General features: G+C 71.5%; 24 protein-coding genes. 11 read left to right on the top strand and 13 right to left on the bottom strand.

Annotation, left to right across the window (positions count from 1 at the left end; all coding sequences use genetic code 11):
• Nucleotides 1-19: 19 nt before the first annotated feature.
• Complete coding sequence (locus ACFPIJ_RS07240) at nucleotides 20-2,077, bottom strand: DNA gyrase/topoisomerase IV subunit B (RefSeq protein ID WP_380113845.1); 2,058 nt, start codon at nucleotides 2,075-2,077, stop codon at nucleotides 20-22.
• A gap of 237 nt (nucleotides 2,078-2,314) precedes the next feature.
• Here ACFPIJ_RS07240 and ACFPIJ_RS07235 point away from each other — a divergent pair, with 237 nt between their 5' ends.
• Nucleotides 2,315-3,955, top strand: a complete 1,641-nt coding sequence (locus ACFPIJ_RS07235) for a methyl-accepting chemotaxis protein (protein WP_380113844.1) — start codon at nucleotides 2,315-2,317, stop codon at nucleotides 3,953-3,955.
• Here ACFPIJ_RS07235 and ACFPIJ_RS07230 read toward each other — a convergent pair.
• Together ACFPIJ_RS07230 and ACFPIJ_RS07225 are read right to left on the bottom strand one after the other, a co-directional pair.
• Complete coding sequence (locus ACFPIJ_RS07230) at nucleotides 3,923-4,486, bottom strand: hypothetical protein (RefSeq protein WP_380113843.1); 564 nt, start codon at nucleotides 4,484-4,486, stop codon at nucleotides 3,923-3,925. The genes ACFPIJ_RS07235 and ACFPIJ_RS07230 overlap by 33 nt on opposite strands.
• 15 nt (nucleotides 4,487-4,501) lie before the next feature.
• On the bottom strand, nucleotides 4,502-5,056 hold the full coding sequence (locus ACFPIJ_RS07225) for a hypothetical protein (RefSeq protein ID WP_380113842.1): 555 nt from the start codon (nucleotides 5,054-5,056) through the stop codon (nucleotides 4,502-4,504).
• An 84-nt stretch (nucleotides 5,057-5,140) separates the two neighbouring features.
• Here ACFPIJ_RS07225 and ACFPIJ_RS07220 point away from each other — a divergent pair, with 84 nt between their 5' ends.
• The 3 genes from ACFPIJ_RS07220 to ACFPIJ_RS07210 are packed head-to-tail and all read left to right on the top strand — an operon-like array spanning nucleotide 5,141 to nucleotide 8,348.
• A complete protein-coding gene (locus ACFPIJ_RS07220; protein WP_380113841.1) occupies nucleotides 5,141-6,109 on the top strand; it encodes a sulfite exporter TauE/SafE family protein in 969 nt (322 codons plus the stop codon).
• A 28-nt stretch (nucleotides 6,110-6,137) separates the two neighbouring features.
• Nucleotides 6,138-7,778, top strand: a complete 1,641-nt coding sequence (gene pgi / locus ACFPIJ_RS07215; RefSeq protein WP_380113840.1) for a glucose-6-phosphate isomerase — start codon at nucleotides 6,138-6,140, stop codon at nucleotides 7,776-7,778.
• Between the two features lie 30 nt (nucleotides 7,779-7,808).
• Entirely contained in the window at nucleotides 7,809-8,348 is a 540-nt protein-coding gene (locus ACFPIJ_RS07210) for a hypothetical protein (RefSeq protein ID WP_380113839.1), read from the top strand.
• Nucleotides 8,349-8,355: 7 nt separating this feature from the next.
• Here ACFPIJ_RS07210 and ACFPIJ_RS07205 read toward each other — a convergent pair whose 3' ends face one another.
• The 8 genes from ACFPIJ_RS07205 to ACFPIJ_RS07170 form a co-directional block, all read right to left on the bottom strand.
• A complete protein-coding gene (locus tag ACFPIJ_RS07205; RefSeq protein ID WP_380113838.1) occupies nucleotides 8,356-9,348 on the bottom strand; it encodes a hypothetical protein in 993 nt (330 codons plus the stop codon).
• Between the two features lie 29 nt (nucleotides 9,349-9,377).
• Complete coding sequence (locus ACFPIJ_RS07200) at nucleotides 9,378-10,223, bottom strand: NAD-dependent epimerase/dehydratase family protein (protein WP_380113837.1); 846 nt, start codon at nucleotides 10,221-10,223, stop codon at nucleotides 9,378-9,380.
• A gap of 118 nt (nucleotides 10,224-10,341) precedes the next feature.
• Nucleotides 10,342-11,739, bottom strand: a complete 1,398-nt coding sequence (locus ACFPIJ_RS07195; RefSeq protein WP_380113836.1) for an RNA polymerase sigma factor — start codon at nucleotides 11,737-11,739, stop codon at nucleotides 10,342-10,344.
• Nucleotides 11,712-12,131, bottom strand: coding sequence for a YciI family protein (locus ACFPIJ_RS07190; protein ID WP_380113835.1), 420 nt, complete (start codon nucleotides 12,129-12,131; stop codon nucleotides 11,712-11,714). The genes ACFPIJ_RS07195 and ACFPIJ_RS07190 overlap by 28 nt, the downstream gene beginning before the upstream one ends.
• Nucleotides 12,132-12,231: 100 nt before the next feature.
• The gene (locus ACFPIJ_RS07185) at nucleotides 12,232-12,897 is read right to left on the bottom strand and encodes an SMI1/KNR4 family protein (protein WP_380113834.1); all 666 of its coding nucleotides are present in this window, start codon (nucleotides 12,895-12,897) and stop codon (nucleotides 12,232-12,234) included.
• Between the two features lie 820 nt (nucleotides 12,898-13,717).
• A complete protein-coding gene (locus ACFPIJ_RS07180; protein ID WP_380113833.1) occupies nucleotides 13,718-15,694 on the bottom strand; it encodes an ABC transporter ATP-binding protein in 1,977 nt (658 codons plus the stop codon).
• 169 nt (nucleotides 15,695-15,863) lie between these two features.
• Nucleotides 15,864-17,600: an ABC transporter ATP-binding protein gene (locus ACFPIJ_RS07175; protein ID WP_380113832.1), complete on the bottom strand. Its 1,737-nt coding sequence runs from the start codon at nucleotides 17,598-17,600 to the stop codon at nucleotides 15,864-15,866.
• A gap of 2 nt (nucleotides 17,601-17,602) precedes the next feature.
• Nucleotides 17,603-18,232 carry a TetR/AcrR family transcriptional regulator gene (locus ACFPIJ_RS07170; RefSeq protein ID WP_380113831.1) on the bottom strand — a complete coding sequence of 210 codons (630 nt, stop codon included), beginning with the start codon at nucleotides 18,230-18,232 and terminating at the stop codon, nucleotides 17,603-17,605.
• A 196-nt stretch (nucleotides 18,233-18,428) separates the two neighbouring features.
• On the opposite strand from ACFPIJ_RS07170, the gene ACFPIJ_RS07165 reads away from it, so the two are divergent.
• On the top strand, nucleotides 18,429-18,974 hold the full coding sequence (locus ACFPIJ_RS07165) for a GAF domain-containing protein (protein ID WP_380113830.1): 546 nt from the start codon (nucleotides 18,429-18,431) through the stop codon (nucleotides 18,972-18,974).
• Nucleotides 18,884-19,621, top strand: coding sequence for a sensor histidine kinase (locus tag ACFPIJ_RS07160; RefSeq protein WP_380113829.1), 738 nt, complete (start codon nucleotides 18,884-18,886; stop codon nucleotides 19,619-19,621). The genes ACFPIJ_RS07165 and ACFPIJ_RS07160 overlap by 91 nt, the downstream gene beginning before the upstream one ends.
• Here the strand turns inward: ACFPIJ_RS07160 and ACFPIJ_RS07155 are convergent.
• A complete protein-coding gene (locus tag ACFPIJ_RS07155) occupies nucleotides 19,604-20,233 on the bottom strand; it encodes a TetR/AcrR family transcriptional regulator (RefSeq protein ID WP_380113828.1) in 630 nt (209 codons plus the stop codon). The two genes, ACFPIJ_RS07160 and ACFPIJ_RS07155, sit on opposite strands and share 18 nt — an antisense overlap.
• 57 nt (nucleotides 20,234-20,290) lie before the next feature.
• On the opposite strand from ACFPIJ_RS07155, the gene ACFPIJ_RS07150 reads away from it, so the two are divergent.
• The 4 genes from ACFPIJ_RS07150 (at nucleotide 20,291) to ACFPIJ_RS07135 (ending at nucleotide 23,842) form a co-directional block, all read left to right on the top strand.
• A complete protein-coding gene (locus tag ACFPIJ_RS07150; protein WP_380113827.1) occupies nucleotides 20,291-21,031 on the top strand; it encodes an MBL fold metallo-hydrolase in 741 nt (246 codons plus the stop codon).
• A 132-nt stretch (nucleotides 21,032-21,163) separates the two neighbouring features.
• Nucleotides 21,164-22,276, top strand: coding sequence for a lytic polysaccharide monooxygenase (locus ACFPIJ_RS07145; RefSeq protein WP_380113826.1), 1,113 nt, complete (start codon nucleotides 21,164-21,166; stop codon nucleotides 22,274-22,276).
• Nucleotides 22,273-23,007 (top strand): hypothetical protein, encoded by a 735-nt coding sequence (locus ACFPIJ_RS07140; RefSeq protein ID WP_380113825.1) that lies wholly within the window; start codon nucleotides 22,273-22,275, stop codon nucleotides 23,005-23,007. Before ACFPIJ_RS07145 ends, ACFPIJ_RS07140 begins: the two co-directional genes overlap by 4 nt.
• A 61-nt stretch (nucleotides 23,008-23,068) precedes the next feature.
• Nucleotides 23,069-23,842 carry a tyrosine-protein phosphatase gene (locus ACFPIJ_RS07135; RefSeq protein WP_380113824.1) on the top strand — a complete coding sequence of 258 codons (774 nt, stop codon included), beginning with the start codon at nucleotides 23,069-23,071 and terminating at the stop codon, nucleotides 23,840-23,842.
• Here ACFPIJ_RS07135 and ACFPIJ_RS07130 read toward each other — a convergent pair.
• Complete coding sequence (locus tag ACFPIJ_RS07130; RefSeq protein ID WP_380113823.1) at nucleotides 23,829-25,691, bottom strand: Hsp70 family protein; 1,863 nt, start codon at nucleotides 25,689-25,691, stop codon at nucleotides 23,829-23,831. The two genes, ACFPIJ_RS07135 and ACFPIJ_RS07130, sit on opposite strands and share 14 nt — an antisense overlap.
• Before the next feature lie 229 nt (nucleotides 25,692-25,920).
• Here ACFPIJ_RS07130 and ACFPIJ_RS07125 point away from each other — a divergent pair, with 229 nt between their 5' ends.
• Nucleotides 25,921-26,667: a class I SAM-dependent DNA methyltransferase gene (locus tag ACFPIJ_RS07125; RefSeq protein ID WP_380113822.1), complete on the top strand. Its 747-nt coding sequence runs from the start codon at nucleotides 25,921-25,923 to the stop codon at nucleotides 26,665-26,667.
• The last annotated feature ends 82 nt before the right edge of the window (nucleotides 26,668-26,749 follow it).

The raw sequence follows: 26,749 nt of genomic DNA, 5'->3' as shown, positions 1-26,749 counted from the left end.
GCGAACTACCCTTCCTGACTCAGGCGTCGATGTTCTCTTGGTCGACCCGCGGCGCGGCGTCGATGAGCCAGTTGCGGCGGGGCTCGACCCGCTCACCCATGAGCAGCTCGAGGACCTCCTCGGCCTTCTCGACGTCGTCGAGGGTGATGCGCCGCACGGCCCGGGTCGCCGGATTCATCGTGGTGTCCCACAGCTCGTCGGCGTCCATCTCACCGAGACCCTTGAATCGCGGGATCGGCGTGACGACCTGCTTGTTGGCCTTCTCCAGCCGGGTGACGGTGCTGACCATCTCCTGCTGCGTGTACGTGTAGATCGTCTCCGGGTTGCGCCCCTTGGTGACGATCTTGTGCAGGGGCGGGACGGCGGCGTAGAGCCGGCCGTCGGCGATCGCCGGGCGCATGTACTTGGCGAACAGCGTGATGAGCAGCGTGCGGATGTGCGATCCGTCGACGTCGGCGTCGGCCATGATCAGGATTCGCCCGTAGCGCATCGACTCGAGGTCGAACGTGCGGCCGGAGCCGGCGCCGAGCACCTGCACGATCGCGGAGCACTCGGCGTTGTCCAGGACCTGCTGGATGTTGGCCTTCTGCACGTTGAGGATCTTGCCGCGGATCGGCAGCAGCGCCTGATACTCCGAGGAGCGGGCCATCCGGGCGGTGCCGAGGGCGCTGTCACCCTCGACGATGAACAGCTCGCTGCGCTGCACGCCGGTGGAGCGGCAGTCGACCAGCTTCGCCGGCATCGACGCGCCTTCAAGCGCCGTCTTGCGCCGGGCGGCGTCCTTCTGCTGCTTCTGGGTGAGGCGCACCCGCGCCGCGTCGACGATCTTCTGCAGGACGGTGCGGGCCTCGACCTTGGTCTTGCGGGCCTCGACCCACGCCTTCACCTGCTGCTCGACGATCCCCTGCACGACCCGGGTGACCGGCGCCGTGGACAGCTCGTCCTTGGTCTGCGAGGTGAACTGCGGCTCGGGGATCCGCACGTGGATGACCGCCGTCATGCCCTCGAGCACGTCGTCGAGGGTCGGCAGGTCCTCCTTCGGCCGCAGCAGGCCGCGGGTGTTGCGGATCGCGTCGGCGAGCGCCCGCAGCGCGCCGCGCTCGAAGCCGCGGCGGTGCGTGCCGCCGTGCACGTTGCGGATCGTGTTGGTGAACGACTCCACGATCCGCTCATAGCCGGTGCCCCAGCGCAGCGCGATCTCGACCTCGGCGCGGCGTTCGACGTTGGCCTTCATGACGCCGTTCTCGTCGGCGGCGTTCTCCTTGTAGGTGCCCTCGCCGGTGATGTGCAGCATGCCGCAGACGGCCCGGTCGCCGGACGGCGCCAGGAACTCGACCATGTCGGCGAGTCCGTTGGGATACTGGAACGTCTCGGTCGCGATCTGCCCGCCGGTCGCGTCCTTGAGCACATAGGCCACGCCGGGGACGAGGAACGCGGTGTTGCGCAGCTTGGTGCGGACCGTCTCGATGTCGAGCGTGGCGCCGGTCTCGAAGTAGCGGGCGTCGTGCCAGTAGCGGATCGACGTGCCGCTGGACTGGCCGCGCTTCATCCGGCCGGTGACGCTGAGCCCCGAGCGGCGGGTGAACGGCGCGGCCGGGCCGGTGCCGTCGAAGTCGCCGGGGACGCCGTGCTGGAAGGCCATGTGGTGGACCTTGCCGTCGCGGCGCACGGTGACGTCGAAGCGGTGCGACAGCGCATTGACCGCGGACGCGCCGACGCCGTGCAGGCCGCCGGAGGTCTTGTATCCCGACCCGCCGAACTTGCCGCCGGCGTGCAGTCGGGTCAGCACCAGCTCGACCCCGGACATGCCCGACTTCGCGTGCACGCCGACGGGAATGCCGCGACCGTCGTCGTCGACCTGGACGGAACCGTCGGCGTGCAAGGTCACCTCGACGCGGGTCGCGTGGCCCGCGATGCCCTCGTCGGTGGAGTTGTCGACGATCTCGTTGAACAGGTGAGCGACGCCGCGGCTGTCGGTCGAGCCGATGTACATGCCGGGCCGCTTACGGACAGCGTCCAGCCCTTCGAGGAGCGTGAGGTCGTCAGCCCCGTACAAGGTCTCGGGTTGTGCGGTCAACTCGATGCTCTCCAATGATCTGGTGCGCTGCTGCCCGCGAGCGTAGCCGCAGGGTCTGACAATTCCGTGGCACCCTCGCCGGTTGTGGTGCCCGCCGCCTCCGGAAAATCAAACGAAGCCATCCCGGAACGTCAGACAAAGCCGACCCGCAAGTTGCTCCTCAGGTGCGGCCCGGTCACGCCGATGTGCCGGTCACAGGCTATTTGCTGGCCGCCCGCCGAATGAGGTGCTCCTGCCGTGACCGCTCCCACAGCTCCATCGCGCTCCGGTCCCCTACGCGCCTTCCACGACATGCGGGTCGGCGGCAAGATCTACCTCGCCGTCGTCATCGTCATCCTCGTGGCGATCGGCGTCGGCGGCCTGTCGATCACGCGGATGAGCACGCTCAACGACCGGCTCACCACGATCAAGGAGCAGAACGTCGACGGTCTGCGCCACGTGGACGCGGCCCGCGGCGGCATCGAGAAGATGTATTCGGACATGGCCTTCTACTTCGCCACCACGGGCAGCGGCGGGCAGGGCCCCAGCGTCGCGGAGTTCGTGCGGATGGTCCACGCCGACGACAAAATCGTCGATGACTCGATCGCCGCCTACCGTTCAGTGAAGCACGGCCACAACGCGGACGTTGTCCGGGCCTTCGACAAGTCCGCCACGCAGTACCGCGGCCTGCGCGACACGGTCGCGTTCCGCCAGCCGCCGCCGGCCGGCATGACCATCCCGACCGAACTCCCGGCGCTGATCAAGGCGTTCGACGACGGCCAGAAGCTGATGGACGCGTCGTTGCAGCGCCTCGTCGACGCCGAGGTTGCCGACGCGAACGCGCAGGTCAAAGCCACCGCGGATACGTACCACGCGGCGGTGCGCCTGATCGTCATCGTGATCGTCGTGGGGTTGCTGCTGGCGGTGCTGCTCGCCGCGGCCATCACCCGGCGGATCGTGCGGCCGCTGCGCGACGTGTCGCAGTCCCTGGCGAAGGTGGCCGCGGGCGACCTCACCCACACCGTGCCGGTCACGTCCCGCGACGAGGTCGGGCAGATGGCGGCGTCGCTCAACCAGGCCACCGAGTCGGTGCGGGAAACCGTCCGGGCGCTGCGGACCAGCGCGGACACGCTGTCGTCCAACTCCTCGCAGCTCACCTCGCTCAGCGACCGCATCGCGGTGAACGCCGACTCGGCCAGCACCCAGGCGAGCTCCGCCGCGCACAGCGCGGACCAGGTGTCGCGCAACATGCAGACGGTCTCCACCGGCGCCGACGAGATGGGCTCGTCGATCCGCGAGATCTCCGCCAGCGCCAACGAGGGCGCCCGGGTGGCCGCGCAGGCCGTGGCGGTGGCGCAGTCGACGAACGCGACGATCGCCAGCCTCGGCGAGTCCTCGGCGCAGATCAGCTCGGTCATCAAGGCGATCACGTCCATCGCGGAGCAGACCAACCTGCTCGCCCTCAACGCCACCATCGAGGCCGCCCGGGCCGGCGAGTCCGGCAAGGGCTTCGCGGTCGTCGCCGGCGAGGTGAAGGACCTGGCGCAGGAGACGGCGAAGGCGACCGAGGACATCTCCCGGCGGGTGGAGGCGATCCAGGCCGACACCGGCCGGGCGGTCGAGGCGATCAGCGAGATCGGCGACATCATCGCCCGGATCAACGACTACCAGATGACGATCGCCAGCGCCGTGGAGGAGCAGACCGCCACGACGAACGAGATGAACCGCAACGTCGGCGAGGCCGCCAACCTCGGCGCGGAGATCGCCGCGCACATCAGCGGGGTCGCCACGGCCGCGCAGGCCACGGCGCAGAGCACCGGCGAGAGCCGGCAGGCCGCCGCGGACCTGGCGTCACTGTCCGACGAGCTACGCGGACTGGTCTCGCGGTTCAAGTACTGAGCGACCGCCGAACTGCGCAAGGGCGCCGATGATCTCCGATTCGGTGCGGTCGTTGAGCCGCAGCGGCACCAGGTAGCGTGCCCCGCCCACCGAGACGGCGATCACCCGGGTCAGCAGGAAACGGCGCCGGGCGACCCGCTCGACGGCCTCCCAGGGAACCCAGACCGCCTTGCCCCAGACGGCCTGCGAGTTCTTGACCCAGAGACCGAAGTGGTCGAGCGCGAGCACCGGACCGTTTGCGAGGATGATCCGGACCATGATCAGCACGGCCACCCCGAAGATGATGGCGGCACAGAACCCGCCGGCCACCACGGCGACCACATCGCCGCCGGTGCGGTCCGGGGACTCGCCCGCGAGGAGGCCGAACGCCAGCTGGCCGGTCGCCAGCACCCAGATCAACGCGAACACCGAACCGAAGAGCACCGACAGCCGCCCGGCGCTGCGCCGCACCACGAACGGCAGGTCACCCGGGATCTGCTTGCGCGGCGCCGGCGGCGCCCCGCGCCAGGACGGCGGCTGGGGATCGGTCACACGAGCAGGATACGGTCAGGCACTGGTGCGGTCGATCCACGAACGGTAGGTGCCTCCGCCGTCGCCGCTGGGCTCCTCGAGGTAGTACTCGCGCAGGTCGCCGCGGGTGACGAAGCCGGCGATGAAGAACAGCAGGCCGGCCGCGAAGAGCCCGGCGGTGCCGTGCACCCACAGGTACCACTCCGGCACGGCCTTCGCGTACTCCTGCCGCAGCAGCTCGGGCTCCTCACCGGTCGGCGCGACCGCCCACTCGGGTCCGCCGACGAGCCCGCACAGCAGGGCCAGGCCGAGCAACGGCCCGATGATCCAGATCGCGGCCCTGATTTTCGGGTTGTGCCGATACACGACCAGCGCCAGCGCCAGCATGAGCACCGCCCCGACGGATGCCACCAGCAGGTTGTTGGTGTAGTCGGCCTCGACCTGCTTGAGGGAGCGCGGGGACATGAGCCGGGTGTCCAGGTGCAGCAGGTTGCGCCGCACCACCGCGGTCACCGCGGCATCGAGCACGAGCAGTGCCGCGATCGCCACGACGGACCAGAACACCAGCCGGACCTGCGTGCGCACCTGCATTGCCACACGCTAACGAAGTGCCCCTCGCCACCGCAGCCCCGTTTCGAACCGGCAAAAGCGACCGGCATAGTGCACAATTCCCCGGTGGATCCTGTGATGGCCCTGGCCGGGCTGGGTGTCGGCGTCGTCGTCGGCCTCACCGGCATGGGTGGCGGCGCGCTGATGACCCCCATCCTGGTGCTGTTCTTCGGTATCCCGCCGCTGGCCGCGGTCTCCAGCGATCTGGCGGCGAGCGCGGTGATGAAGCCGTTCGGCGGCTGGGTGCACGCCCGCCGCGGCACCGTCAACTGGGCGCTGGTGCGGTGGCTCTGCCTGGGCAGCGTGCCCGCCGCGTTCACCGGGGTCCTGCTCATGCGGGCGCTCGGCGACGGCGAGTCGGTGCAGGACGTCGTCCGCGTGGCGCTCGGGGTGGCACTGCTGCTCGCGGTCGTGGGTCTGCTGATCAAGGCGTACACCGGCCGAAAGAGCGATAAATCGGATGTAGCCCCAGAAATCACCATCAAGCCCATCCCGACGGTGCTGCTCGGCGCCCTCGGCGGGGTGGTCGTGGGAATGACCTCCGTCGGCTCCGGCTCGCTCATCATTGTGATCCTGCTCGCGCTGTACCCCATGCTCCGCCCGAACGACCTCGTCGGCACCGACCTCGTGCAGGCCATCCCCCTGGTCGCCGCGGCCGCACTGGGCCATGCGATCTTCGGCGACCTGAAGCTCGACCTCGCCGCGGCGGTCCTGATCGGGTCCGTGCCCGGCGTGCTCATCGGCGCGCGGCTGTCGTCCAGGGCACCGGCCGGCGTGGTGCGGGCCGCCCTGGTCATCGTGCTGATCGCCAGCGCACTGAAGCTGTTCGAGGTGCCCACCGCCATCGTCGGCGCCGTGGTCGCGGCGACAACCGTCGGGGCCGTCCTGATCGCGATCCGCCGACGTCCGGCATTTTCGCGAGGTGTACGGGCAACGCCGGCCGAACCGGTCCCCGCGCTCCTCACGGGGTGGGACCAATCGCAAGATCGGCGCACGGAGGACGAGACGGATGTGAAAGGGGCACAATCCCAGTGAGAGTGTGACCTCGCTGAAGGAGTGCTTGATGTCTCACGGCCGACCCAATCAGCTGCCCGAATGGGCTGCGCTGGCGAAACACCGCGCCGAGCTGGGTGAGGTGCACCTGCGGGACCTGTTCGCCGACGACCCGGGGCGCGGTGAGAAGTACTCCCTGCGGGTCGGCGACCTGTACCTCGACTACGGCAAGCACCTCGTCACCGACGAGACCCTCGGCCTCCTGCGCGACCTCGCCGCGGCGCGCGGGGTGGACGAGCTGCGCGACGCCATGTTCCGCGGCGACCGGATCAACTTCACCGAGCACCGGGCGGTGCTGCACACCGCGCTGCGCGCGCCCCGCGGCGCGGTCGTCGAGGTCGACGGCGAGAACGTGGTGCCGAAGGTGCACGCCGTGCTGGACCGGATGGCGGCGTTCGCCGAGCGGATCCGCTCCGGCGAGTGGACCGGTTTCACGGGCCAGCGGATCACCACGATCGTCAACATCGGCATCGGCGGCTCCGACCTCGGCCCCGCGATGGCCTACGAGGTGCTGCGCGGATACACCGACCGCAACCTGGAGATGCACTTCGTCTCCAACGTCGACGGCGCCGACCTCTACGAGGCCGTGCGGGCCGCGGACCCGGCCACGACGCTGTTCATCGTGTCGTCCAAGACGTTCACCACGATCGAGACGATCACCAACGCTACCGCCGCCCGCCGCTGGATCCTCGACGCGTTCGGCGACGACGCCGCGGTCGCCAAGCACTTCGTCGCGGTGTCGACCAATGCCGGCGAGGTCGCGAAGTTCGGCATCGACACGACCAACATGTTCGAGTTCTGGGACTGGGTCGGTGGGCGGTACTCCTACGACAGCGCGATCGGCCTGTCGCTGATGATCGCGCTCGGACCGGACGGCTTCCGGGAGATGCTCGACGGCTTCCACGCCATGGACGAGCACTTCCGCACCGCGCCGCCGGAGGAGAACGCGCCGTTGCTGCTCGGGCTGCTCGGCATCTGGTACCGCAACTTCCACGACGCGCAGACCCACGCCGTGCTGCCCTACAGCCACTATCTGTCCCGGTTCACCGCGTATCTGCAGCAGCTGGACATGGAGTCCAACGGCAAGTCCGTCGACCACGACGGCCACCCGGTCGAGTGGCAGACCGGCCCGGTCGTGTGGGGCACCCCCGGCACCAACGGCCAGCACGCGTACTACCAGCTGATCCACCAGGGCACGATGCTCATCCCGGCGGACCTCATCGGCTTCGCGCAGCCGGCACCGGGCCTCGGCGTCTTCGCCGACCAACACGACCTGCTCATGGCCAACCTGTTCGCCCAGGGCCAGGCGCTCGCGTTCGGCAAGACGTCCGAGGAGGTCGCGAAGGAGGGTGTCGCCGCCGAGGAGGTCCCGCACCGCACGTTCCGCGGCGACCGGCCGACCACCACCATCCTCGCCGACAAGCTCACCCCCGGCGTGCTCGGTCAGCTGATCGCCCTGTACGAGCACAAGGTCTTCGTCCAGGGCGCGATCTGGGACATCGACTCCTTCGACCAGTGGGGCGTCGAACTCGGCAAGGTCCTCGCCAAGCGGATCGAACCCGCCCTCACCAGCGCCGCCGGCGACACGTCCGCGCTGGACTCCTCGACCGCCGCGCTGGTCAACCGCTACCGGGCGCAACGCGGCCGCTGAGTGCCGTTCACCGACGACGAGCTCGCTCGGATGTCCCCGTCCGAGCGGGCCGACCTGGCCCGGCGCCTCACCCGCCTGGCACCCGCACCGCACGCCGACGAGCGGGCCCGGCGCCGGTTCGTCGTCGTGGTCGTCACCGCCACCCTGCTCATGATCCCGTGGGTGGCGGCGCTGGCGTGGACGCTGCCGCCGCGCTACCTGGCCGGCCACTGGCGCGCCACCTGGGTCGGCTTCGACCTGGTCCTCGCCGCCGCCCTCGCCCTCACCGCGTGGGCGGCGGTGCGCCGCCGCCAGATCGTCGTGCTGACCGCGATCGTCAGCGCCACCCTCCTGGTCTGCGACGCCTGGTTCGACATCATGACGGCGGCCGGCCCGGACCGCTGGGTCAGTCTCGCCACCGCCGTGCTGATCGAGCTGCCCTTCGCCGGCTGGCTGTTCTACGTCGTGCACGCCCTGATCCGCCTCAGCATGCGCCGGATGCTGACCCTGTCCGGCCAGACCGTCACCGACCTGCCCCTCTGGCGCATGCCCCTGTTCGGCGTCCCACCCCGCCGACGCCGCCGGTCGTAACGGTCGTTCAGCGCTGCCCGAGGTGCTCCCGCAGGCCCGGCGGCCACAGTTCGAAGTCCCGGTCGACGAGGTCCGCGGGGTCTGCCGGCGGGTCTTCGATCCGGTGCAGCTCCGGTTTGTCGAGCGGCCGGCCCGGCAGGGTCCGGTGCTCATGTTCGCGCCGGAACGGAAAGGACCAGTGCACCAGCCGGCCCCAGGTGCGGCCGTCGGCGACCAGCTCGGACCGGGCCGCCCAGCGCCACGGGCCGCGGGTGACCACCATCTCCAGCAGGATGCTGCCGGGGTGCGCCCAGTGGGCGTCGGTCACCACGATCGCCGAACCGGACCGCATCAGCATCGGCTCGGTGGTGGCCTGGACCAGATGCCCCCGGACCCGTTCGTCCTCGACGGTAATCCGGCGCAACAGTTCGGCCGCTTCGGGCGCGTCGATGTCGCCGTAGACGCCGTAGAAGGACGCGGCCATCCCCTTCGCGAGCGCCGCGTGCAGTGCCGGTCGCGCCGCGGCGGCCAGGAAGAGCTGCCGCTTCGCCGACCACTGCACCGGGCCCGCCGCGCGCAGGATCCCGGCCCAGTGATCTTCCGGGACCTGGGTCAGCAGCGCGGCGAGCACGCCCGAGGCGACCCGGTGGTCCTCGAAGTAGTCGATGGCCAGCCCGTACTCGCCCGATTCGGCGACCGGGCCGGGGCCGTGGACGAGCATGGCGGCGTACTGGCGCACGATCCAGTCGCGGAGCCGGCCGTCGGCGCCGTTCCAGACGAAGCGCAGATACATCAGTGCGGAGTACGACGGCCGCTCCTGATGGAACAGCACCAGCACGGCCGCCGTCTCGGGTGACGCGTCGTTCAGATACACGTCGTGGCCATCGGGCTCGGCGATGCCGGCGACCGCCTCCCGCAGCTCGCGGTCGACGGTCGCGCGGTCGATGCCGAGCGTCAGGAGCTCACGGTCCCAGGCGGTGCTGCCGATCGGCGGTGGAATGTCGACGGCGGGCAGCTGCACGGATACATCTCATCAGACCGGTCACATCGTCAGGCTCCGGCCAGTTCCTCGATGAGGGTCGGCCGGGTCGGGGTCCAGCCGAGCGAGCGCGCCTTCGCGCCGGTGGCCTGCTGGTCCAGCAGCAGCGCGTCGGCGAACAGGGGCCCGAACCGGGCCCTGGACTCCTCGACGCTCTCCGGCGCCACCCCGGCGCCCACGGCCTCGGCGACCTCGCGGACCGTCGGGTTCACCCCGGACGCGGCGACCACGTGCCCCAGCCGCTCGCCCCGCTCGACCACGGCGACGTACAGCGCGGCCACGTCCTCGACGTGCACGGTCGTCCAGTGCTGGGTGCCGTCACCGACCAGCCGGACCCGGCCCTGCTCGTCCCGGCCCGGCGCGAGCACGCCGGCCGGGATGCCGCCGCCGTGGCCGTAGACGATCCCGGGCGCCACGATCGTGGCCACCAGGTCCGCGTCGAGCACCGACCGCTCGACCGCCAGCCGCCACGCGGTCAGCGCCGGGGGCGCGAACGGCGAGTCCTCCGCGATGTCGGCGTTGTCGCCGTACACCCAGATCCCGCTGGTGTGCACATACGGCTTGCCGGTCCCGGACAGCGCCTCGACCGCCGCCTCCACGACCGCGCGGTCGAACTGCTCGCTGGTCCCGTCGCCGGGGGCTGCGGTGTGCACCACGCCGTCGGCCGCCGCGAACAGCCTGGCCGTCCAGGCGGTGTCGTAGAGGTCCCCGACGGCCGGCTCGGCGCCCGCCTTGCTGACCTTCGCGGCGGCCTCGTCACTGCGCACCAGCGCCGTGACGGCGTGCCCCGCGGCGACGAGCTGCTCCAGCACCACGGAGCCGATGTACCCGGTCCCACCGGTCAATACGATCTTCATGCGGCCGAGCCTAGGACCGGCCGCCGGTTCGACGTAGCGTGACCAACACCTCGCGCGGCGCGGGAATGCGGGCCTGACGAGGCTATTCCCGGGTTCGCCGGCCGGGATGGTGATGTTTTCAGCTCAGGGCTTCCGCCTTGCGCAGGAGCACCGCGCGCTCGCGGGCGTTGCGGCACAGCCGGGCGGCCAGCTCCAGCTCGTTGCGGGCCTCGGCGGTGCGGCCGAGCCGGATGAGCAGCTCGCCGCGCACCCCCGGCAGCAGGTGCGAGCCAGGCAGCCGGTCGGTGGCCACCAGCTCGTCCACGATCTCGAGGGCCCGCTGCGGTCCGCTGGCCATGGCCACGGCGACGGCCCGGTTGAGCTCGACGACGGGCGAGGGCGCGATCCGGCCGAGCGCCTCGTACAGCAGCACGATGTGATCCCAGTCCGTCTCCCCGACCGACGCCGCCCGCGCGTGGCAGGCCGCGATCCCCGCCTGCAACCCGTACGGGCCGAGCCCGGTCTTCGCCGCGGTGCCGAACGCGGCGAGTCCACGGCGGATCGCGGAACGGTCCCACAGCCGCCGGTCCTGGTCCTCCAGCAGCACCGCCTCACCGTCCGGCCCGGTGCGCGCCGGGAACCGGGCGGCGGTCAGCTCGAACAGGGCGAGCAGCCCGTACACCTCCGGCTCCCCCGGCAGCACCGCGGCCAGCATCCGGGCCAGCCGGATCGCCTCGTGCGCGAGGTCGGGCCGCAGCAGGTCGTCCCCGGCCGTCGCCGTCGCACCCTCCGTGAAGATCACGTAGAGCACGCTGAGCACCCCGCCGAGCCGCTCCCGCCGCTCGTGCGCCGGCGGCACCTCGAACGGCACCTTCGCCGCGGCGATCGTCTTCTTCGCCCGGGTGATCCGCGCCTGCACGGTCGGCACCGGCACCAGGAACGCCCGGGCGATCTCCTCGCTCGACAACCCGCCGACGGTACGCAGCGTCAGCGCGACCCTGGCTTCGGGCGCGAGCACCGGGTGGCACGCCACGAACATGAGCGCCAGGATGTCGTCGTCGATGCGATCCGGGTCCCACGGCAGCTCGTCCGCGTGCCCCGCCGGCGTCACCGCCCCCGTAGCGGCCTCACCCTCGGTGAGCTGGCCGGCGAGCGCCGCGTACCGGTCGTCGCGAGCCGACCTGCGCCGGAAGCTGTCGATGGCCCGCCGCCGGGCGGTGGCCAGCAGCCAGCCCACCGGGTTGTCCGGCGCGCCCTCCCGAGCCCAGCTGACCAGGGCCTCCGCGACCGCCTCCTGCGCGACGTCCTCGGCGAGCGTGAAGTCCCCGGTGTACCGGGCGAGCGCCCCCACGATCCGCGCCGACTCGATCCGCCAGACCGCCTCGAGCGCCCGCCGCGCCGCCTCTGGCTTTTGTTCCCCGGCCGGCGGCTCCTGTTCGGCGGGCGGCTGGGCCTCGACGGCCCGCGGCGCCGGCTCGGCGCTCGGCGGGCCGTCCGTGGCCCCGACCATCAGAGCTGGCCGGTCTGCTCGCGCCACGCCCGCTCCTTGACGATCCACTCGTTGTCCTGCGGGAACTCGTCGATGGTCGGCACCCGCCGGATCTCACACTTCGTGCCGGGCCCACCGGGGAGCCGCTTGGCCCACTCGACGGCCTCTTCCTTGCTCGCCACGTCCAGCAGGTAGAAGCCGCCGAACAGCTCCTTCGTCTCCCCGTACGGCCCGTCGGTGACCAGCGGCGTCTCACCGTCGAAACTCACGACCACACCCTGCGACGGGTCGTCGAGGCCCTCGGCGGCGAGGAGCACCCCGGCCCGGATCAACTCCTCGTTGAACCGGCCCACCGTCTCGAGCATCTCCTCGAACGGCGTCTCCATCATCTTCGCCATCGACTCGTCCGTGCCGCGCATGATCAGCATGTACTTCGTCATCGTCGTTCTCCTCGTCCAGCGGGGTCGCTCCTCGACCCTCTCACCCCAAGGTCGAACGACGCAGGCGCCGATCGACACGGCACCCAAAAGTTTTTTCCGGTCACTCCTTCAGCAGGTCAGCGAGGCTTCGCTCAGGGTCGACCGGCACCGCGTAGCCGTGTTCCGGGTCGAAGCGGACCTCGCCGCTGTCGAGGGCGGCGAGCCAGCGGCGCAGCAGGTCGGTGACCGAGCCCGCCACGACCACGCGCTCGACCCGGTCGACCGGAAACAGCACCTGCCCGGCCGTCCCGCGCGGCCCGGGCGCGGAGTCCAGCACCATGATCCCGTCGTCGTTCTCCGCAACCGGCAGCCACGACCACGGCACCGACCACCGGTAGTGGGTGCCGTCCCCGGCGAGCTCCGGCGTCCAGCCGGGATGCTGCGAGGTCAGCGTCGCCCAGTACTGCCACGTGGTCAGCATCGCCTCGTACGGCAGCAGCGACATCCCGTTCGGCAGCAGCGGCGCGTAGGAGCCACCGTGCACCGCGTACAGCGCCCGCAGGTCCGCCGGCACCCTGAGGCCGGTGCGCTCCTCCAGCACCCGCGCGGCCTCGTCGTCGCCCGGCGGCTCGAACAGCGGCCGCACGATCCAGCCGTCGACGGCCGCGGCCCGGTATCCGGGTGGCAGGCACAACCAGCCGGCGCTGAGCACCGGCGGCGACAGCTCCCACCGCGATGCCCAGACCCGCAGGCGGGACCAGAGCTCCACCGGGTCGGCATCATCCACCGCGACACCGTACCGGTCGCCGTGCCCTGCAACTATTCAGCTCTGCTGCGAGGGCTTGCGCTCCGCCCGGCCGATGTACGGTCCGCGTGGGTTCGTCGACCAGACCTTCAAATATTCGCCCAACGTTGCGGGGACTTGATGGCACCGCCCGGCCGCTGGCGCGTCCGTGCGACAGAGTGGCGTGGTCACCCTGACAGCCGTCTCGCGGTGATCCCAAGCCAGGTCCGCACTCACATGATCCACCGCCGTCGAAGTCATCATTCGGTGCTACAACACCACCTGCAGCCAAAAAACGAAAACCATCGATCACTGGACTGGGTGGTACCAGCGCTCCGGAACGGAAATCTTGAACTACCCGGTGGATTACCCCCCGTGGGACAACAGCGATCCACCGGGTAGCGAGGATGCACCGGGTTGTTCCGCGGGTCCGGAGCGGCAGTCTTGCACTACCTGGTGGATTGGTGGTCGCGGGCGACCACTGATCCACCAGGTAGTTCGAAGCGTCGGGTCCGGCGTGGGCGGGGCGGGGAGATTGCGGCTTTTGTGACCGGCGGCGGTGTGGCACCACCGAATGACGACCTCGACGGCGCTGGACCATGTGAGTGCGGACCTGGCTTGGCATCACCGCAAGACGGCACGGACCGGAACCACGCCACCCTGTCGCACGGACGCGCCAGCGGCCGGGCGGTGCCATCAAGTCCCCGCAACGTTTGGGCGAATATTTGAAGGTCATGCTGACCAGAACCCGCGGACCGCAACCAGCCCCGATCCACCCCCACGACCAAACACCACGGCGTGGGGGTGGATCGAAGGGACCGGATCAGTCGACCTCGACGGCCGCCGCAGCGAACTGGGCGGAGTACAGCCGCGCATACGCGCCGCCGGACGCGAGCAGCGACTCGTGTGTCCCCTGCTCCACGATCGTGCCGTGCTCCATGACGAGGATCAGGTCGGCGTCGCGGATGGTGGAGAGGCGGTGGGCGATGACGAAGCTCGTCCGGCCGGCCCGCAGCGTGCTCATGGCGCGCTGGATGAGGACCTCGGTGCGGGTGTCGACGGAGCTGGTGGCCTCGTCGAGGATGAGGATCGTCGGCTCGGCGAGGAACGCCCGGGCGATCGTGATGAGCTGCTTCTCGCCCGCCGAGACGCCGGCGCCCTCCTCGTCGATGACGGTGTCGTAGCCGTCGGGGAGGGTGCGGACGAACCGGTCGGCGTGCGCCGTCTCGGCCGCGGCGACGACCTTGTCGTGGGTCGGGTGGTCGGCACCGTAGGCGAGGTTCTCCGCGATGGTGCCCTGGAAGAGCCAGGTGTCCTGCAGGACCATGCCGATCTGCTCGCGCAGGTCGTCGCGGGTCATCGTGGCGATGTCGACGTCGTCGAGCAGGATGCGGCCGGCGGTCAGGTCGTAGAAGCGCATGACCAGGTTGACGAGCGTGGTCTTGCCGGCGCCGGTGGGGCCGACGATCGCGACCGTCTGGCCGGGCTCGACGGTGAGGGTGAGGTCCTCGATGAGGGGCTCGTCGGGCTTGTACCGGAACGACACCCCCTCGAACGTGACCTTGCCCCGCACCTGGGCGGGCCGGGACGGCTTGGCCGGGTCCGGGGACTGCTCCTCGGCGTCCAGGAGCTGGAAGACCCGTTCGGCGGAGGCGACGCCGGACTGCACCAGGTTGGACATGCTCGCGACCTGGGTCAGGGGCTGGCTGAACTGGCGGGAGTACTGGATGAACGCCTGCACGTCACCGAGGGACAGCGACCCGGACGCGACCCGCAGCCCGCCGACGACGGCGACGAGGACGTAGTTGAGGTTGCCGATGAACATCATCGCGGGCTGGATCAGCCCGGAGATGAACTGGGCCCGGAACGACGCGGTGTAGAGCGCCTCGTTGTGCTCCTCGAAGGTCTTCGCGGCCTCGGCCTGGCGGCCGAAGATCTTCACCACGGAGTGCCCGGTGAACATCTCCTCGATGTGGCCGTTGAGCTTGCCGGTGGATGCCCACTGCTTGACGAACTGCGGCTGGGACCGCTTGCCGATGCGGATCGTGACCAGCACCGACACCGGCACCGTGACCAGGGCGATGATCGCGAGCAGCGGCGAGATCCAGAACATCATGCCGAGGACGCCGACGATCGTCAGCAGGGACGTGAGCAGCATGCTCATCGACTGCTGCAGGGTCATGGCGATGTTGTCGGTGTCGTTGGTGGCGCGGCTGAGGACCTCGCCGCGGGGCTGCTGGTCGAAGTAGCTCAGCGGCAGCCGGGACAGCTTCGCCGAGACGTGCTCGCGGAGCCGGTAGACGGTGCGCTGCACGATGACCGTGGTGAGCCGGGCCTGGAGCAGGCCGAGGATCCAGGCGCCGAGGTAGATGACGGCGACCCACAGCAGGACCCGCTCGAGCCGGTCGAAGTCGATCCCGCGGCCGGGCACGACGTGGTCCATCGCGGCGAGCATGTCGGCGTAGCGGTCCTGGCCGCGCGCCCGCGCCCCGGCGACCGCCTCGGCCTGGGTGATGCCGGCCGGCAGGTCCCGGCCGACGATGCCTTCGAAGATGACGTCGGTGGCGTTGCCGAGCAGCTTCGGCCCGATGACGGACAGCACGACGCTGCCGATGCCGAACACGAGGACCGCGGCGACCAGCAGCCGGTCGGGTGCGAGCATCCGCAGCAGCCGCTTGGAGGAGCCCTTGAAGTCCTCGAGCTTCGCCGGCGGCCCGGCGGCCCCCATCATCATCCGCCCGGGTCCGAACGCGGGCGGCGTGGGCCGCGATCCACCTCCGGGACGTCCAGGACCCGTCATGCCGCCACCTCCGCTGCGCTCCGGCGCCGTCCTGACCTGAGACTGAGCCGCTGATGCCCGGCCCCTCCGCTTCGCTCCGGTCCGGTCATGCGCCCTCCGCTTCGCTCCGGCCGCCCGACCTCCGGACTGAGCCCATGATGCCCGGCCCCTCCGCTTCGCTCCGGTCCGGTCATGCCGCCGCCTCCTGCTCGGTGAGCTGCGAAAGGACGATCTCGCGGTAGGTCGCGTTGTCGTCCATGAGTTCGGTGTGGGTGCCGGTGCCGACCACGCGGCCCTCGTCGATCACGACGATGGTCTGTGCGTCGCGGATCGTGCTGACCCGCTGCGCCACGATGACGACCGTCGCGTCGGCGATCTCGGCCCGCAGCGCGTCGCGCAGCGCGGCGTCGGTGGCGTAGTCCAGGGCGGAGAACGAGTCGTCGAACAGGTAGACCTCGGGCCGGGCGACGAGCGTGCGGGCGATCGCGAGACGCTGCCGCTGCCCGCCGGAGACGTTGGTCCCGCCCTGCGCGATCGGCGCGTCGAGCGCGTCGGGCATGGCCCGCACGAAGTCGGCGGCCTGGGCGACCTCCAGGGCCCGCCACAGCTCGGCGTCCGTCGCGTCGGGCCGGCCGTAGCGCAGGTTGGACGCGACGGTGCCGGAGAACAGGTACGGCTTCTGCGGCACCATGCTCACGGTCGCCGACAGCAGCGCGGGGTCGATGTCGCGCACGTCGACGCCGTCGACCAGGACGGTGCCGGCGGTCGCGTCCATCAGCCGTGGGACGAGATTGAGCAGGGTGGTCTTGCCTGCGCCGGTGCTGCCGATGACGGCGGTCGTCTCGCCGGGCCGGGCGGTGAGGTCGATGCCGCTGATGACGGGCGACTCCGCGCCAGGGTAGCGGAACTCGACCCCGCGCAGCTCCAGCTCGCCGTGGCGGGGCAGGCTCGTGACCGCCTTCGCCGGTGGCACGACGCTGGACCCGGTCGTCAGGACCTCCTGGATGCGCTCGGCGCAGACCTCGGCCCGCGGGATCATGACGAACATGAACGTGGCCATCATGACCGACATCAGGATCTGCATGAGGTAGCTCAGGAACGCGGTCAGCGCTCCGACCTGCATGCCGCCGCTGTCGATGCGGTGCGCGCCGAACCAGAGCACGAGGATGCTGGAGGCGTTGACGACCAGCATCACCGTCGGGAACATCAGCGACATCAGCCGGCCGACGGCGAGTGACACGTCGCGCAGGTCGCCGTTGGTCTTGGCGAAGCGGACCCGCTCGTGCTCGTCGCGGACGAAGGCGCGGATCACCCGGATGCCGGTGATCTGCTCGCGGATGACCCGGTTGACCAGGTCGATGCGCTCCTGCATGGTGCGGAACAGCGGTCGCATCCGCACCACGATGACGGAGATGACCCCGATCAGGATCGGCACGACGACCAGCAGCAGCGCCGAGAGCGGCACGTCCTGCACGAGCGCAAGGATGATGCCGCCGACGCACATGATCGGTGCGGACACCATCAGCGTGAAGGTCATCAGCACCAGCATCTGGACCTGCTGGATGTCGTTGGTGGTGCGGGTGATCAGCGACGGCGCGCCGAACTGCCCGACCTCCCGCGCGGAGAGCTCCTGCACCTGGGCGAAGATGCCGGCGCGCACGTCGCGGCCGAGCGCCATCGCGGTGCGGGCGCCGAAGTAGACCGCGGCGGCGGAGCACACGATCTGCACGGCGGTGACGGCGAGCATCCAGCCGCCGATGCGCATGATGTAACCGGTGTCGCCGGTGACGACGCCGCCGTCGATGATGTCGGCGTTGAGGGTCGGCAGATACAGCGTCGCCAGGGTCTGCACCAGTTGCAGCAGCACCACCAGCGTGATCGGCCGTTTGTAGGGCCGCAGATAGGTTTTGAGCAGTTGGATGAGCATCGTCAGGCGTCTCCCCCGGGGGTGTCGGTCGGGCGGACCAGCAGGCCGTCCAGCAGGACGGCGACCACGCCGTCGGCATCCAGCGCGTCGGGCCCGGCCAGCTCCTGCCGGACCGATGCGATGGAGAGCAGCACGAGCATGCCGGCGGTAGCGCCCGGGCCGCGCCGCAGCAGCGCCCGGTCCGGCTCGATGAGGGCCGCGACCGTCTCGGTCAGCCGCCGGCGGCCCTCCATCAGCTGCTCGACCTGCCGCCGGCCGAGCTCCATCGGCAGCGTGCGGGCGACCATCATCAGCTGCGCGTTGGTCTCGAAGCGGCGCATCAGGATCGCCGCGGCGTCGCGCATGCGCTCCCGCAGAGGTGCCTGCGGGTCGATCGCGCCGAGCTGTCGCAGCACCGACTCCTGGTCGAAGGCGGTGTCGAGCGCGGCGAGGATCAGCGACGCCTTGTCGGGGAAGACGCCGAAGATGGTGCCTTCGGCGACGCCCGCGGCCTCGGCGATCTGCTTCGTGGTGACCGCCGCGCCGTGCGTGCGCAGCAGCGGGATGGTCGCGGCGATGATCGTCGCCCGTCGCTCGTCCGGCGACAGCGCGGGAACGCGCCGGCGGCGGGTCTGCACGGGCTGCTGGTTCACGATGGCCACCTTACTGAGCGAGCACTCACTCGGACAACCGACTTTTGCCGTGAGCGGAAATGAAGACGTGAACCACACCCTAAGCACACCCCCCGACACTTCCCGATGTCCGCTACCGCACCGCAACCGTCCGTGATCGCGGCAGGCACCTGGGTAACCCGAATCTGATGGGGCACAGCCGAGCCGGGGAGACGAGATGACGACACATGCTCACGACGAGGACGCCCGCCTCGCCGCGCTGCACAGTTACGGCATCCTCGACGGCCCCCGCCCGCCGGCCCTCGACGAGCTCACCCGGCTCGCGAGCTCCATCTTCGACACCCCGATGTCGGCGGTCTCCCTCATCGACCGGGACCGGCAGTGGTTCGCGGGCAACACCGGCCTCGGCGACGCCGAGACCCCGCTCGACGTCTCCTTCTGCGTCCACGCCGTCCGCGACCGGCGGCAGCTCGTCGTGCCCGACGCCCGCCTCGACCCGCATTTCGGCACGTATCCCAACGTCACCGGCGACCCGCACATCCGCTTCTACGCCGGCTCCCCCTCGTCGACGAGGACGGCCACGCCCTCGGCGCGCTGTGCGTCATCGACGACCGCCCCGGCGACATCGGCCCCCGCCAGCGCGAGGCCCTGGACACCCTCGCCGCGCAGGCCGTGGGCCACCTCTCCCTGTTGCGCAGCCGGATCCTGCTCACCGAGCTCGGCGACGAGCTGGCCCGCGCCACCCAGCGCGAGGAGGACCTGATCGCGACCGTCTCGCACGAGCTGCGCACCCCGGTCGCCGCCATCCAGGGCTACCTGGAGCTGCTCGCCGAGGAGGAGCAGCTGGCCGCGTACGCCCGGCTGGTCGAGCCCATCCAGCGCAACGGCGAGCGGCTCATCCGGATGGTCGACCACCTGCTCACCGGCACCCGCCCGGCGCACGCCCCGACCGAGTTGCACCGCACCCCGGTCGACCTGGCCATGGTCGTCGAGGCCGCCTGGCGCGCCTGCCGCACCCTCGCCGAGCAGCGCGCGGTCGCCTTGACCTCGGTGCCCACCCCGGCGCAGGTCGTGGTGCGGGCCGACGTGACCCAGCTGACCCACGCGGTCCAGCAGCTCATCCGCAACGCCGTGCTGTTCACCCCGGCCGGCGGCGGGGTCACGGTCTCCATCGCGGGCGGGCCGGTGCCGACCGTCGAGATCGCCGACACCGGGGAGGGCATCCCGGCCGACGAGCTGCCATACGTCTTCCAACGCTTCTACCGCGGCCGGTACGCCCGGCAACAGGCCGTTCCCGGCGTCGGGCTGGGGCTGCACATCGCCCGCCAGGCCGCGACCGCCCACGGCGGGACGGTGACGCTCAGCTCGGGCCCCACGGGCACCACCGCCCGCCTAGCAATCGGCGGTTAGGCTCGCCTCGAGCACCCCGGCCAGCCAGCCGACGTAGACGTCCTGCGGCCAGCCCCGCGCGCCGGTCAGCTGCGCGAACAGCTGCGGCGAGGTCAACGCCCAGCACGCGTCGGTGGCCCGCCCGACCGGCAGGTCCGCGCGCAGGACGCCCTGCTCGGCCAGGTGCGCGACAAACGCGCCGACGCCTGTGAGCCGCTCGGCGTCGGTGGTCGCCCGCAGCTCGGCGATCTCCGGGTCGGCCTCGGTCAGCACCGCGAGCAGCCCGCCGAGCCGGTGCATGACCCCGGCGACGAACGCGGCGTACGCGAGGAGCTTCTCCCCCGGATCCCGCAACGCCCAGATCGCGGCGATCTCGGGCCGGGCGCCGACCGCCACCTGGAGGTCGTCGCCGGCGACTGCGCGGTCGTACACCCCCTTCATGAGCCCCTGCTTGTTCTTGAACGTCTTGTAGATCAGCTCCGGCGACACCCCCGCCCGCTCGGCGACGGCACGGATCGTGGTCGCCTGGTAGCCGTCCCGCAGCAGCAGCTCGAGGCCCGCGTCCAGCACGGCCCGGCGGTTGTACGCGGCGGCGGCCCGCCGGCCCGCTGCGTCGTAGGTCCTGCTGGTCACAGGTGCCATTCTCCCCCGCTTTTCGTTACAGTGCACTGTAACGAAAATGGAGGGCCTATGAACGAGATCGCGACCGGTGTGCGCCGCCTGGGCGACGACGCTGTCAACTTCTTCCTCATCGAAGGCGAGGCCGGGCTGACCCTTGTCGACGCCGGCCTGCCCGCGCACTACAGGCAGCTCGCTGCGCTGCTCGGGCCGAGGATCCGCGACATCCGCGCGGTGCTGCTCACCCACGCCCACATCGACCACATCGGCCTCGCCGGGCGACTGCACCGCGAAATCGGCGCCGACGTGCACGTCCACGCCGGCGACGCGGCGATGCTCGCTCGGCCGGTCACCGCCAACGGCCGCTGGAAGGCGGAGCGGTCCCTGCTGCCCTATGCGCTGCGCCGCCCGGCCGCGCTGCGCACGCCGCTGCACCTGGCCACGCACGGCGCGTTCTGGAGCACCACGCCGGTGCCGGCGTCCGTAGCCGTCGTCGACGGTGTTCTGGCGGTCCCGGGCCGCCCACATGTCGTCGTCGTCCCGGGACACACCGCTGGCAGCGCCGCGTTCCACTTCCCCGAGCACGGGGTGCTGTGCACCGGCGACGCCCTGGTCACCGACGACTCGATCATCGGCCGGCGCGGACCGAGGATCGTGTGCAGGGCGTTCACCGCCGACTCCGCCGCGGCGCTGCGGTCCCTGGACGCCCTCGCCGGCCTCGACGCGAGGCTCGTCCTGCCCGGTCACGGCGCGCCGTTCGCCGGCAGCCCGGCCGCCGCCGTCGCCGCCGCCCACGCCGCCGGGACGGCGTGACCGTCACGGATACGTGGAACTTTCACCGTCCCGGCCTTGTCCCGCCGCACCGGCGACGTCGATGCTTGCCAATGCGCGAAGCCCGTGGGAACACTGCGCTCACCTCATGTGAGGAGGAGCACATTGCGCCCAATGTGGAGCGTCGTCGCGGCCATCGCCGTCGGCGCCGTCGCAGTCCTCGTGGTGCCCGCCCCGGCGGGGGCCCACGGTGTCGCGATGGTGCCCGGCAGCCGCACCTATCTGTGCTATGTGGACGGGCTGCGAGCCAACGGCCAGATCATCCCGTCCAACCCCGCCTGCGCCGACGCCGTCGCGCAGGGCGGGCAGCAGCCGCTGTACGACTGGTTCGGCGTGCTGCGCTCCGACGCCGGTGGCCGCACCACCGGCTACATCCCCGACGGTCAGATCTGCGGGGCGGGCACGACGAAGTACGCCGCGTACAACGCCGCCCGCACCGACTGGCCGCTCACCCACCTGACCGCCGGCTCGACGATCCAGCTGCGCTACAGCAACTGGGCCGCGCACCCCGGCACGTTCCACCTGTACATCACCCGCAACGACTGGAGCCCCACCACCCCGCTCGCCTGGGGTGACCTGGAGCCGTTCTGGAGCGCGACCGACCCGCCGCAGTCCGGGCCGCCCGGTGCGCTCAACTACTACTCGTTCAACACCACCCTGCCGGCGGGCAAGACCGGCCGGCACATGCTGTTCATCCAGTGGGTGCGCTCCGACAGCCAGGAGAACTTCTTCAGCTGCTCGGACATCGTCTTCGACGGCGGCAACGGCGAGGTGACCGGCATCGGCGGGACCCCCTCGTCGCCGTCACCGTCGGTGTCCACGTCACCGTCGAGGTCCACGTCGCCGTCGGCATCGGCGTCCGTGTCGAGGTCACCGTCGCGGTCCGCGTCGTCCTCACCGGCACCGTCCGGCGGGTCCGGCGGGTGCACCGCGACCTGGCGGATCGTGCCCAGCTCGTGGGCCGGACACTTCCAGGCCGAGGTCACGGTCCGCAACAGCGGATCCGCGAGCCTGAACGGGTGGACCGTGCGCTGGACGTACCAGGGCGGCCAGGGCTTCGAAGGTTCGCCCTGGAACGGCACCCTGGTCGGGCAACCGCCGAACGTCGCGGTCAGCAACGTCGACTGGAACAGGGTCCTGGCCGCCGGCGCCACGACGTCGTTCGGGTTCAACGCCACCGGCACCGCCCCGGCGACCGCCCCGACGCTGAGCTGCTCCAGCCCATGATCAAGTCACCGTGGTTGCGTCTGCTGACCGGTGTGGTGGCGGTGGCGTTGGTACTGGTAGGCCTCGTCATCGCCACCACCCGCACAGGTACGCCGGACACCCCCGCCGCGCAGGAGCCGGTGCACACCGTCACCGGCACCCTCGACGGCCGGCAGGCAGCCACGCTCGAGGTGGTCACCGGCGCCGAGTCGGTGATCATCCACAGCGAGCCGATGGACGGTTATCTGTACCGCGCCTCGACGCTGCCCGGCAGCCGGGTCGAACCGGCCGCGGCCGTGGACGGTGACGTGGTCAAGCTCAGTCTGAACGGCACCGAGATCGCCGGCCAGGCCACCGTCCACGTGTACCTGAACTCGACCGTCCGCTGGCAGCTCAAGCTCGCCGGCGGCGGCCTGCGGCAGGTCGTCGACTTCGCCTCCGGCCGCCTCGCCGGCGTCGACGTGCTCGCCGGCGTCCAGGAGCTCGACGTCACCGTCCCCAAACCGGAGGGCGACCTGCCGATCCGGGTCGGCGGCGTCGGCAAGCTCCTGGTCCACGCGCCGGCCGGCCCACCGGCGCAGCTGACCCTCGGCGCAGGCAGCACCGTCGGCAAGGCCACCCTGGACACCGCCGCCAAGCAGAACCTGGCCGGCGGCACCGTCCTGGCCCTGCCCGGCTGGCAACAGGCCGCCGACCGCTACACCCTGCACGTCGACGGCGGCGCGGCCGAGGTCCTCCTCGACCGCCGCTGAGCACACCCCGGACGGAGGCGCGGGCCGCGAACCCGCGCCTCCGTCCGGTATGAATGGGTACGTGACGGTGACGGGTGCAGTGTCATGGCCGGGCGGGCGCAACGTCCGCGACCTCGGCGGCAGGGCGTTGCGCGACGGCGGGGTGACCCGGTCCGGGCTGGTGTTCCGCTCGGCCGCACCCGAGCACCTCACCGATGACGGCTGGACGGCGGCCCGGGCCGCCGGCATCCGCACCGTGGTGGACCTGCGCAACGCGCCGACGGAGACCGGCCGCACCGCGGACCACCCGGTCATCCGGGCCGACTCGCTCGACGGGCTGGTCTTCGTCGCCGCCCCGACCGAAGACCCCGACGACGCCGAGTTCCTGCGGGTCTGCGGCCCGTGGCTCGATCATCCCCGCTCGTGGGCGGACAACGCGCGGCTCGCCCCGGCGCGGGTCGCGGGCGCTGTGCGGGCCGTCGCGGCGGCGCGGCCGGCGGTGCTGGTGCACTGCGCCGGCGGACGGGACCGCACCGGCATGATCTGCGCGATGCTGCTGGTCCTGGCCGGTGCCACCGCCGACGCCGTCATCGACGACTACGCCGACGGCTGGCGGGGCGCCGGGGCGCACGAGGGCCACGGATGGGTCTACGACCTTGAGCGGCAGGTCTGGGACAAACGGCGGCTGCCCTCGACGGAGCCGGCGGAGCTCGACCGTCAGGTGGCCGAGCGCGTCCCCGCCCTGCGGGAGTGGATCCGCACGTTCGACACCGAGGCGTTCCTGCGCTCGGCCGGGCTCTCCGAGCCGGAGCTGGACACCCTGCGGGCGCTGCTGCGACCGCTCAACGGATCCTGATCGTGAGCAGGAGGGCGCCGTCGGGGCGGGCGCCCCGGCCGGGGATGCGCATCGTCCGGCCGTCCGGGATGTCCTTCGGCAGGCGGATCTCGACGGTGCCGGTGGTGGTCGGGACCGTGACGACGGCGCCGGAGCGGGCCTGTTCCCTGGTGACGTCGAGGGTGTACAGGTAGTCGTCGCCCTGCCGCTGGAAACCTTCGTGGGGGTCGATGAGGACCCGGACGAACAGGTCGCCGGCCGGGCCGCCGGGGTCGGGGCTGGGATGCGCGCGGCCGGACAGCCGGACCCGCTGCCGGTCGCCGATCCCGGCCGGCAGGCGCACCTTCAGGGTCCGCCGGCCCAGCGCGCCGGTCAGCCCCGAGCCGCGGCAGGTGGCGCAGGTCGCACCGCGGACCAAGCCGCCGGCGACGCCGGTGCCCTTGCAGGGCACGCACAGGGTGGGCCAGTTCATGTTCAGCACGACGACGCCCTCGCGGACCTGGGCCTTGGTCAGCACGACGTCGGTCTCGTGGTTGCGGCCGGGCCGCAGCGGCGCGTCGGTCTTCGCGGTGCCGAAGAACTCGTCCATGATCTCCTTGAACCCCGCTCCGCTGAACGCCTCCGGCGGGGCCGGCCGGTCCGGCTGCGGGTCCACCGCCGGGGGCGGGGTCGGCGGCGGCACCGTCGAGGACGGCGGCGGGGTTGACGGAGTGGCCGGCGGCTGGGTCATCGGCCGGGTAACCGGCTCGGTCACCGGCGGAGTCAGTGGCACGGTCAACGGCGAGGTCGGCGGCGACCCGGTCAGCGTGACCAGGCCGCCGTGCGCGACCACCAGCTCCGGCTGCTCGATCACGACCGGCGCGAGCCGCAGCGCCCGGTGCAGCATCGTCGCGACGAGCGGGGTCCGGCTCGCGCCGCCGACCAGGAACACCCCGGTGAGGCGGTCGGCGGAGATCCTGCTGGCGGCGATCGTGTCGCGGGTGAGGCGCACCGTGCGCTCCAGCCACGGCTGGGCGAAGGCCTCGTACTCGCTCCTGGTGAGGTGCGCGTCGACGTCGAGGACCGGCACGGCCAGGTCGGCGGTGGTGCCCCGGGACAGCTGCTCCTTCGCGGCCCGGGCGTCGTCCCACAGGTGCCGGCGGTGGCGGCGGTCGGCCGGGCTCTGCGGGGCGAGCAGCCGCTGCCAGGTGGGGTCGTCGGGGCGCACGGTGCGCCGCGCCCAGTCCACGACCGCGGCGTCGAGGTCGACCCCACCGACGTCGAGGCCGTCGGCGGCGGCCACATCCCAGGCGTCGTCGCCGGTGCGGCGGACCACGCTCACGTCGAACGTGCCGCCGCCGAAGTCGTACACGACGATGGCGTCGCCGTGGCGCACCTGGTGACCGAGGACGGTGGTGAAGTACGCCGCCGCGGCGACGGGTTCGCTGACCAGCTCGACGCCGGTGAGGCCGGCCGCCGACGCGGCGGCGGACAGCACGCCGCGCCGCTGCGGTCCCCACCCGGCCGGGCAGGTGAGCACGGTCCGGGCGGGCGCCGACCCGCCGAGGGTGCGGGCCGCCTCCTCGCGGACCCGGCGCAGCACCGCCGCGCAGGCGTCGACCACGCCGATCTCGGCCTCGCCGAGCAGCAGCGTGCCCTCGTCGAGGCGCCGTTTCGGGTTGGGTTCGTATCTGGCCGGGTCGGCTCTGGCGGAGCGGTCCGCGTCGCGGCCGACCAGCAGCCGGCCGTCGGCACCGGCGAAGACCGCGGAGGACAGCAGCGGTGAGGCGTCGAACAGCAACGGCTCGACCCGGCCGTCGGCGCGGGCGAGCACCGCCACGGTGTGCGACGTGCCGAAGTCGAGGGAGAGACCGGGCGCGATCGACGTCACGGTCGCAGCCTATCGACGTCACGCCCGTGGGGCGCGGCCGGAAACGCCGTCCGGCACCCACGGAAACACCGCCCGGCACTCAAGGCAACGCCGCCCGGCACCCACGGAAACGCCGTCCGGCACCCGAAGCAACGCCGTCCGGCACCCAGGAAACGCCACCGGAAAGCGCTGGGAACCGGAAACGCGCCCCGCAAGTACTGAAAACGGGCGACCACGATAGGGTCCGGCGATGATCGATGAGGACGGCTATTTCGGGGAACGGGTGGCGGCCCGCTACGACGAGTCTTCGAGGGAGATGGCGGACCCCGCAGTCGTGCAGCCGGCCATCGACACGCTCGCCAAGCTCGCCGACGGCGGCCGGGCCCTGGAGCTGGGCATCGGCACGGGTCGCATCGCGCTGCCGCTCGCCGCCCGGGGCGTGCCCGTGCACGGCATCGACCTGTCCCGGGCGATGGTGGCCCGGCTGCGGGAGAAGCCCGGCGGTGAGGCGATCGGCGTCACGATCGGTGACTTCGCCACGGCCCGGGTCGACGCGGCGTTCTCCGTGGCGTACCTGGTCTTCAACACGATCATGAACCTGACGACCCAGGCGGCGCAGGTCGCCTGCTTCCGCAACGTGGCGGCGCACCTGCAGCCCGGCGGCCGGTTCGTCGTCGAGGTGATGATGCCGGACCTGCGGCGGCTCCCACCGGGCCAGGACGTCGTGCCGTTCCTCGTGAGCGAGACCCGCTGGGCCTACGACCTGTACGACGTCGCCACCCAGTCGATGAGCTCCAACTACGTCGAGGTCTCCGGCGGTCGCGGCGGCTTCCGCTCCATCCCGTTCCGCTACGTGTGGCCCGCCGAACTGGACCTGATGGCGCAGATGGCCGGCCTGCACCTGCAGCACCGCTGGTCGGGCTGGGAACAGGAGCCGTTCACCAGCGACAGCACCCAGCACGTCTCGGTCTGGGAGAAGCCGCTGCTGCCGGAGTGACGCATGCCCGACACGCGCCGTTTTTGACCCGGGGACGGTTGCCGGGAAGGATCGGTCCGGCGTTCGGGGATGGGGGGCACCG

Source organism: Dactylosporangium cerinum (genome assembly GCF_042653625.1).
GTDB lineage: Bacteria > Actinomycetota > Actinomycetes > Mycobacteriales > Micromonosporaceae > Dactylosporangium > Dactylosporangium cerinum.
This window is presented reverse-complemented; position numbering and strand designations above follow the sequence as displayed.

Coding starts and splice junctions, on each gene's coding strand:
- pgi (WP_380113840.1), top strand. CDS start 6,138: ATGTCTCACGGCCGACCCAATCAGCTGCCCGAATGGGCTGCGCTGGCG.
- ACFPIJ_RS07180 (WP_380113833.1), bottom strand. CDS start 15,694: ATGACGGGTCCTGGACGTCCCGGAGGTGGATCGCGGCCCACGCCGCCC.
- ACFPIJ_RS07225 (WP_380113842.1), bottom strand. CDS start 5,056: ATGCAGGTGCGCACGCAGGTCCGGCTGGTGTTCTGGTCCGTCGTGGCG.
- ACFPIJ_RS07210 (WP_380113839.1), top strand. CDS start 7,809: ATGTCCCCGTCCGAGCGGGCCGACCTGGCCCGGCGCCTCACCCGCCTG.
- ACFPIJ_RS07140 (WP_380113825.1), top strand. CDS start 22,273: ATGATCAAGTCACCGTGGTTGCGTCTGCTGACCGGTGTGGTGGCGGTG.
- ACFPIJ_RS07165 (WP_380113830.1), top strand. CDS start 18,429: ATGACGACACATGCTCACGACGAGGACGCCCGCCTCGCCGCGCTGCAC.
- ACFPIJ_RS07150 (WP_380113827.1), top strand. CDS start 20,291: ATGAACGAGATCGCGACCGGTGTGCGCCGCCTGGGCGACGACGCTGTC.
- ACFPIJ_RS07125 (WP_380113822.1), top strand. CDS start 25,921: ATGATCGATGAGGACGGCTATTTCGGGGAACGGGTGGCGGCCCGCTAC.
- ACFPIJ_RS07190 (WP_380113835.1), bottom strand. CDS start 12,131: ATGACGAAGTACATGCTGATCATGCGCGGCACGGACGAGTCGATGGCG.
- ACFPIJ_RS07200 (WP_380113837.1), bottom strand. CDS start 10,223: ATGAAGATCGTATTGACCGGTGGGACCGGGTACATCGGCTCCGTGGTG.
- ACFPIJ_RS07175 (WP_380113832.1), bottom strand. CDS start 17,600: ATGCTCATCCAACTGCTCAAAACCTATCTGCGGCCCTACAAACGGCCG.
- ACFPIJ_RS07145 (WP_380113826.1), top strand. CDS start 21,164: ATGTGGAGCGTCGTCGCGGCCATCGCCGTCGGCGCCGTCGCAGTCCTC.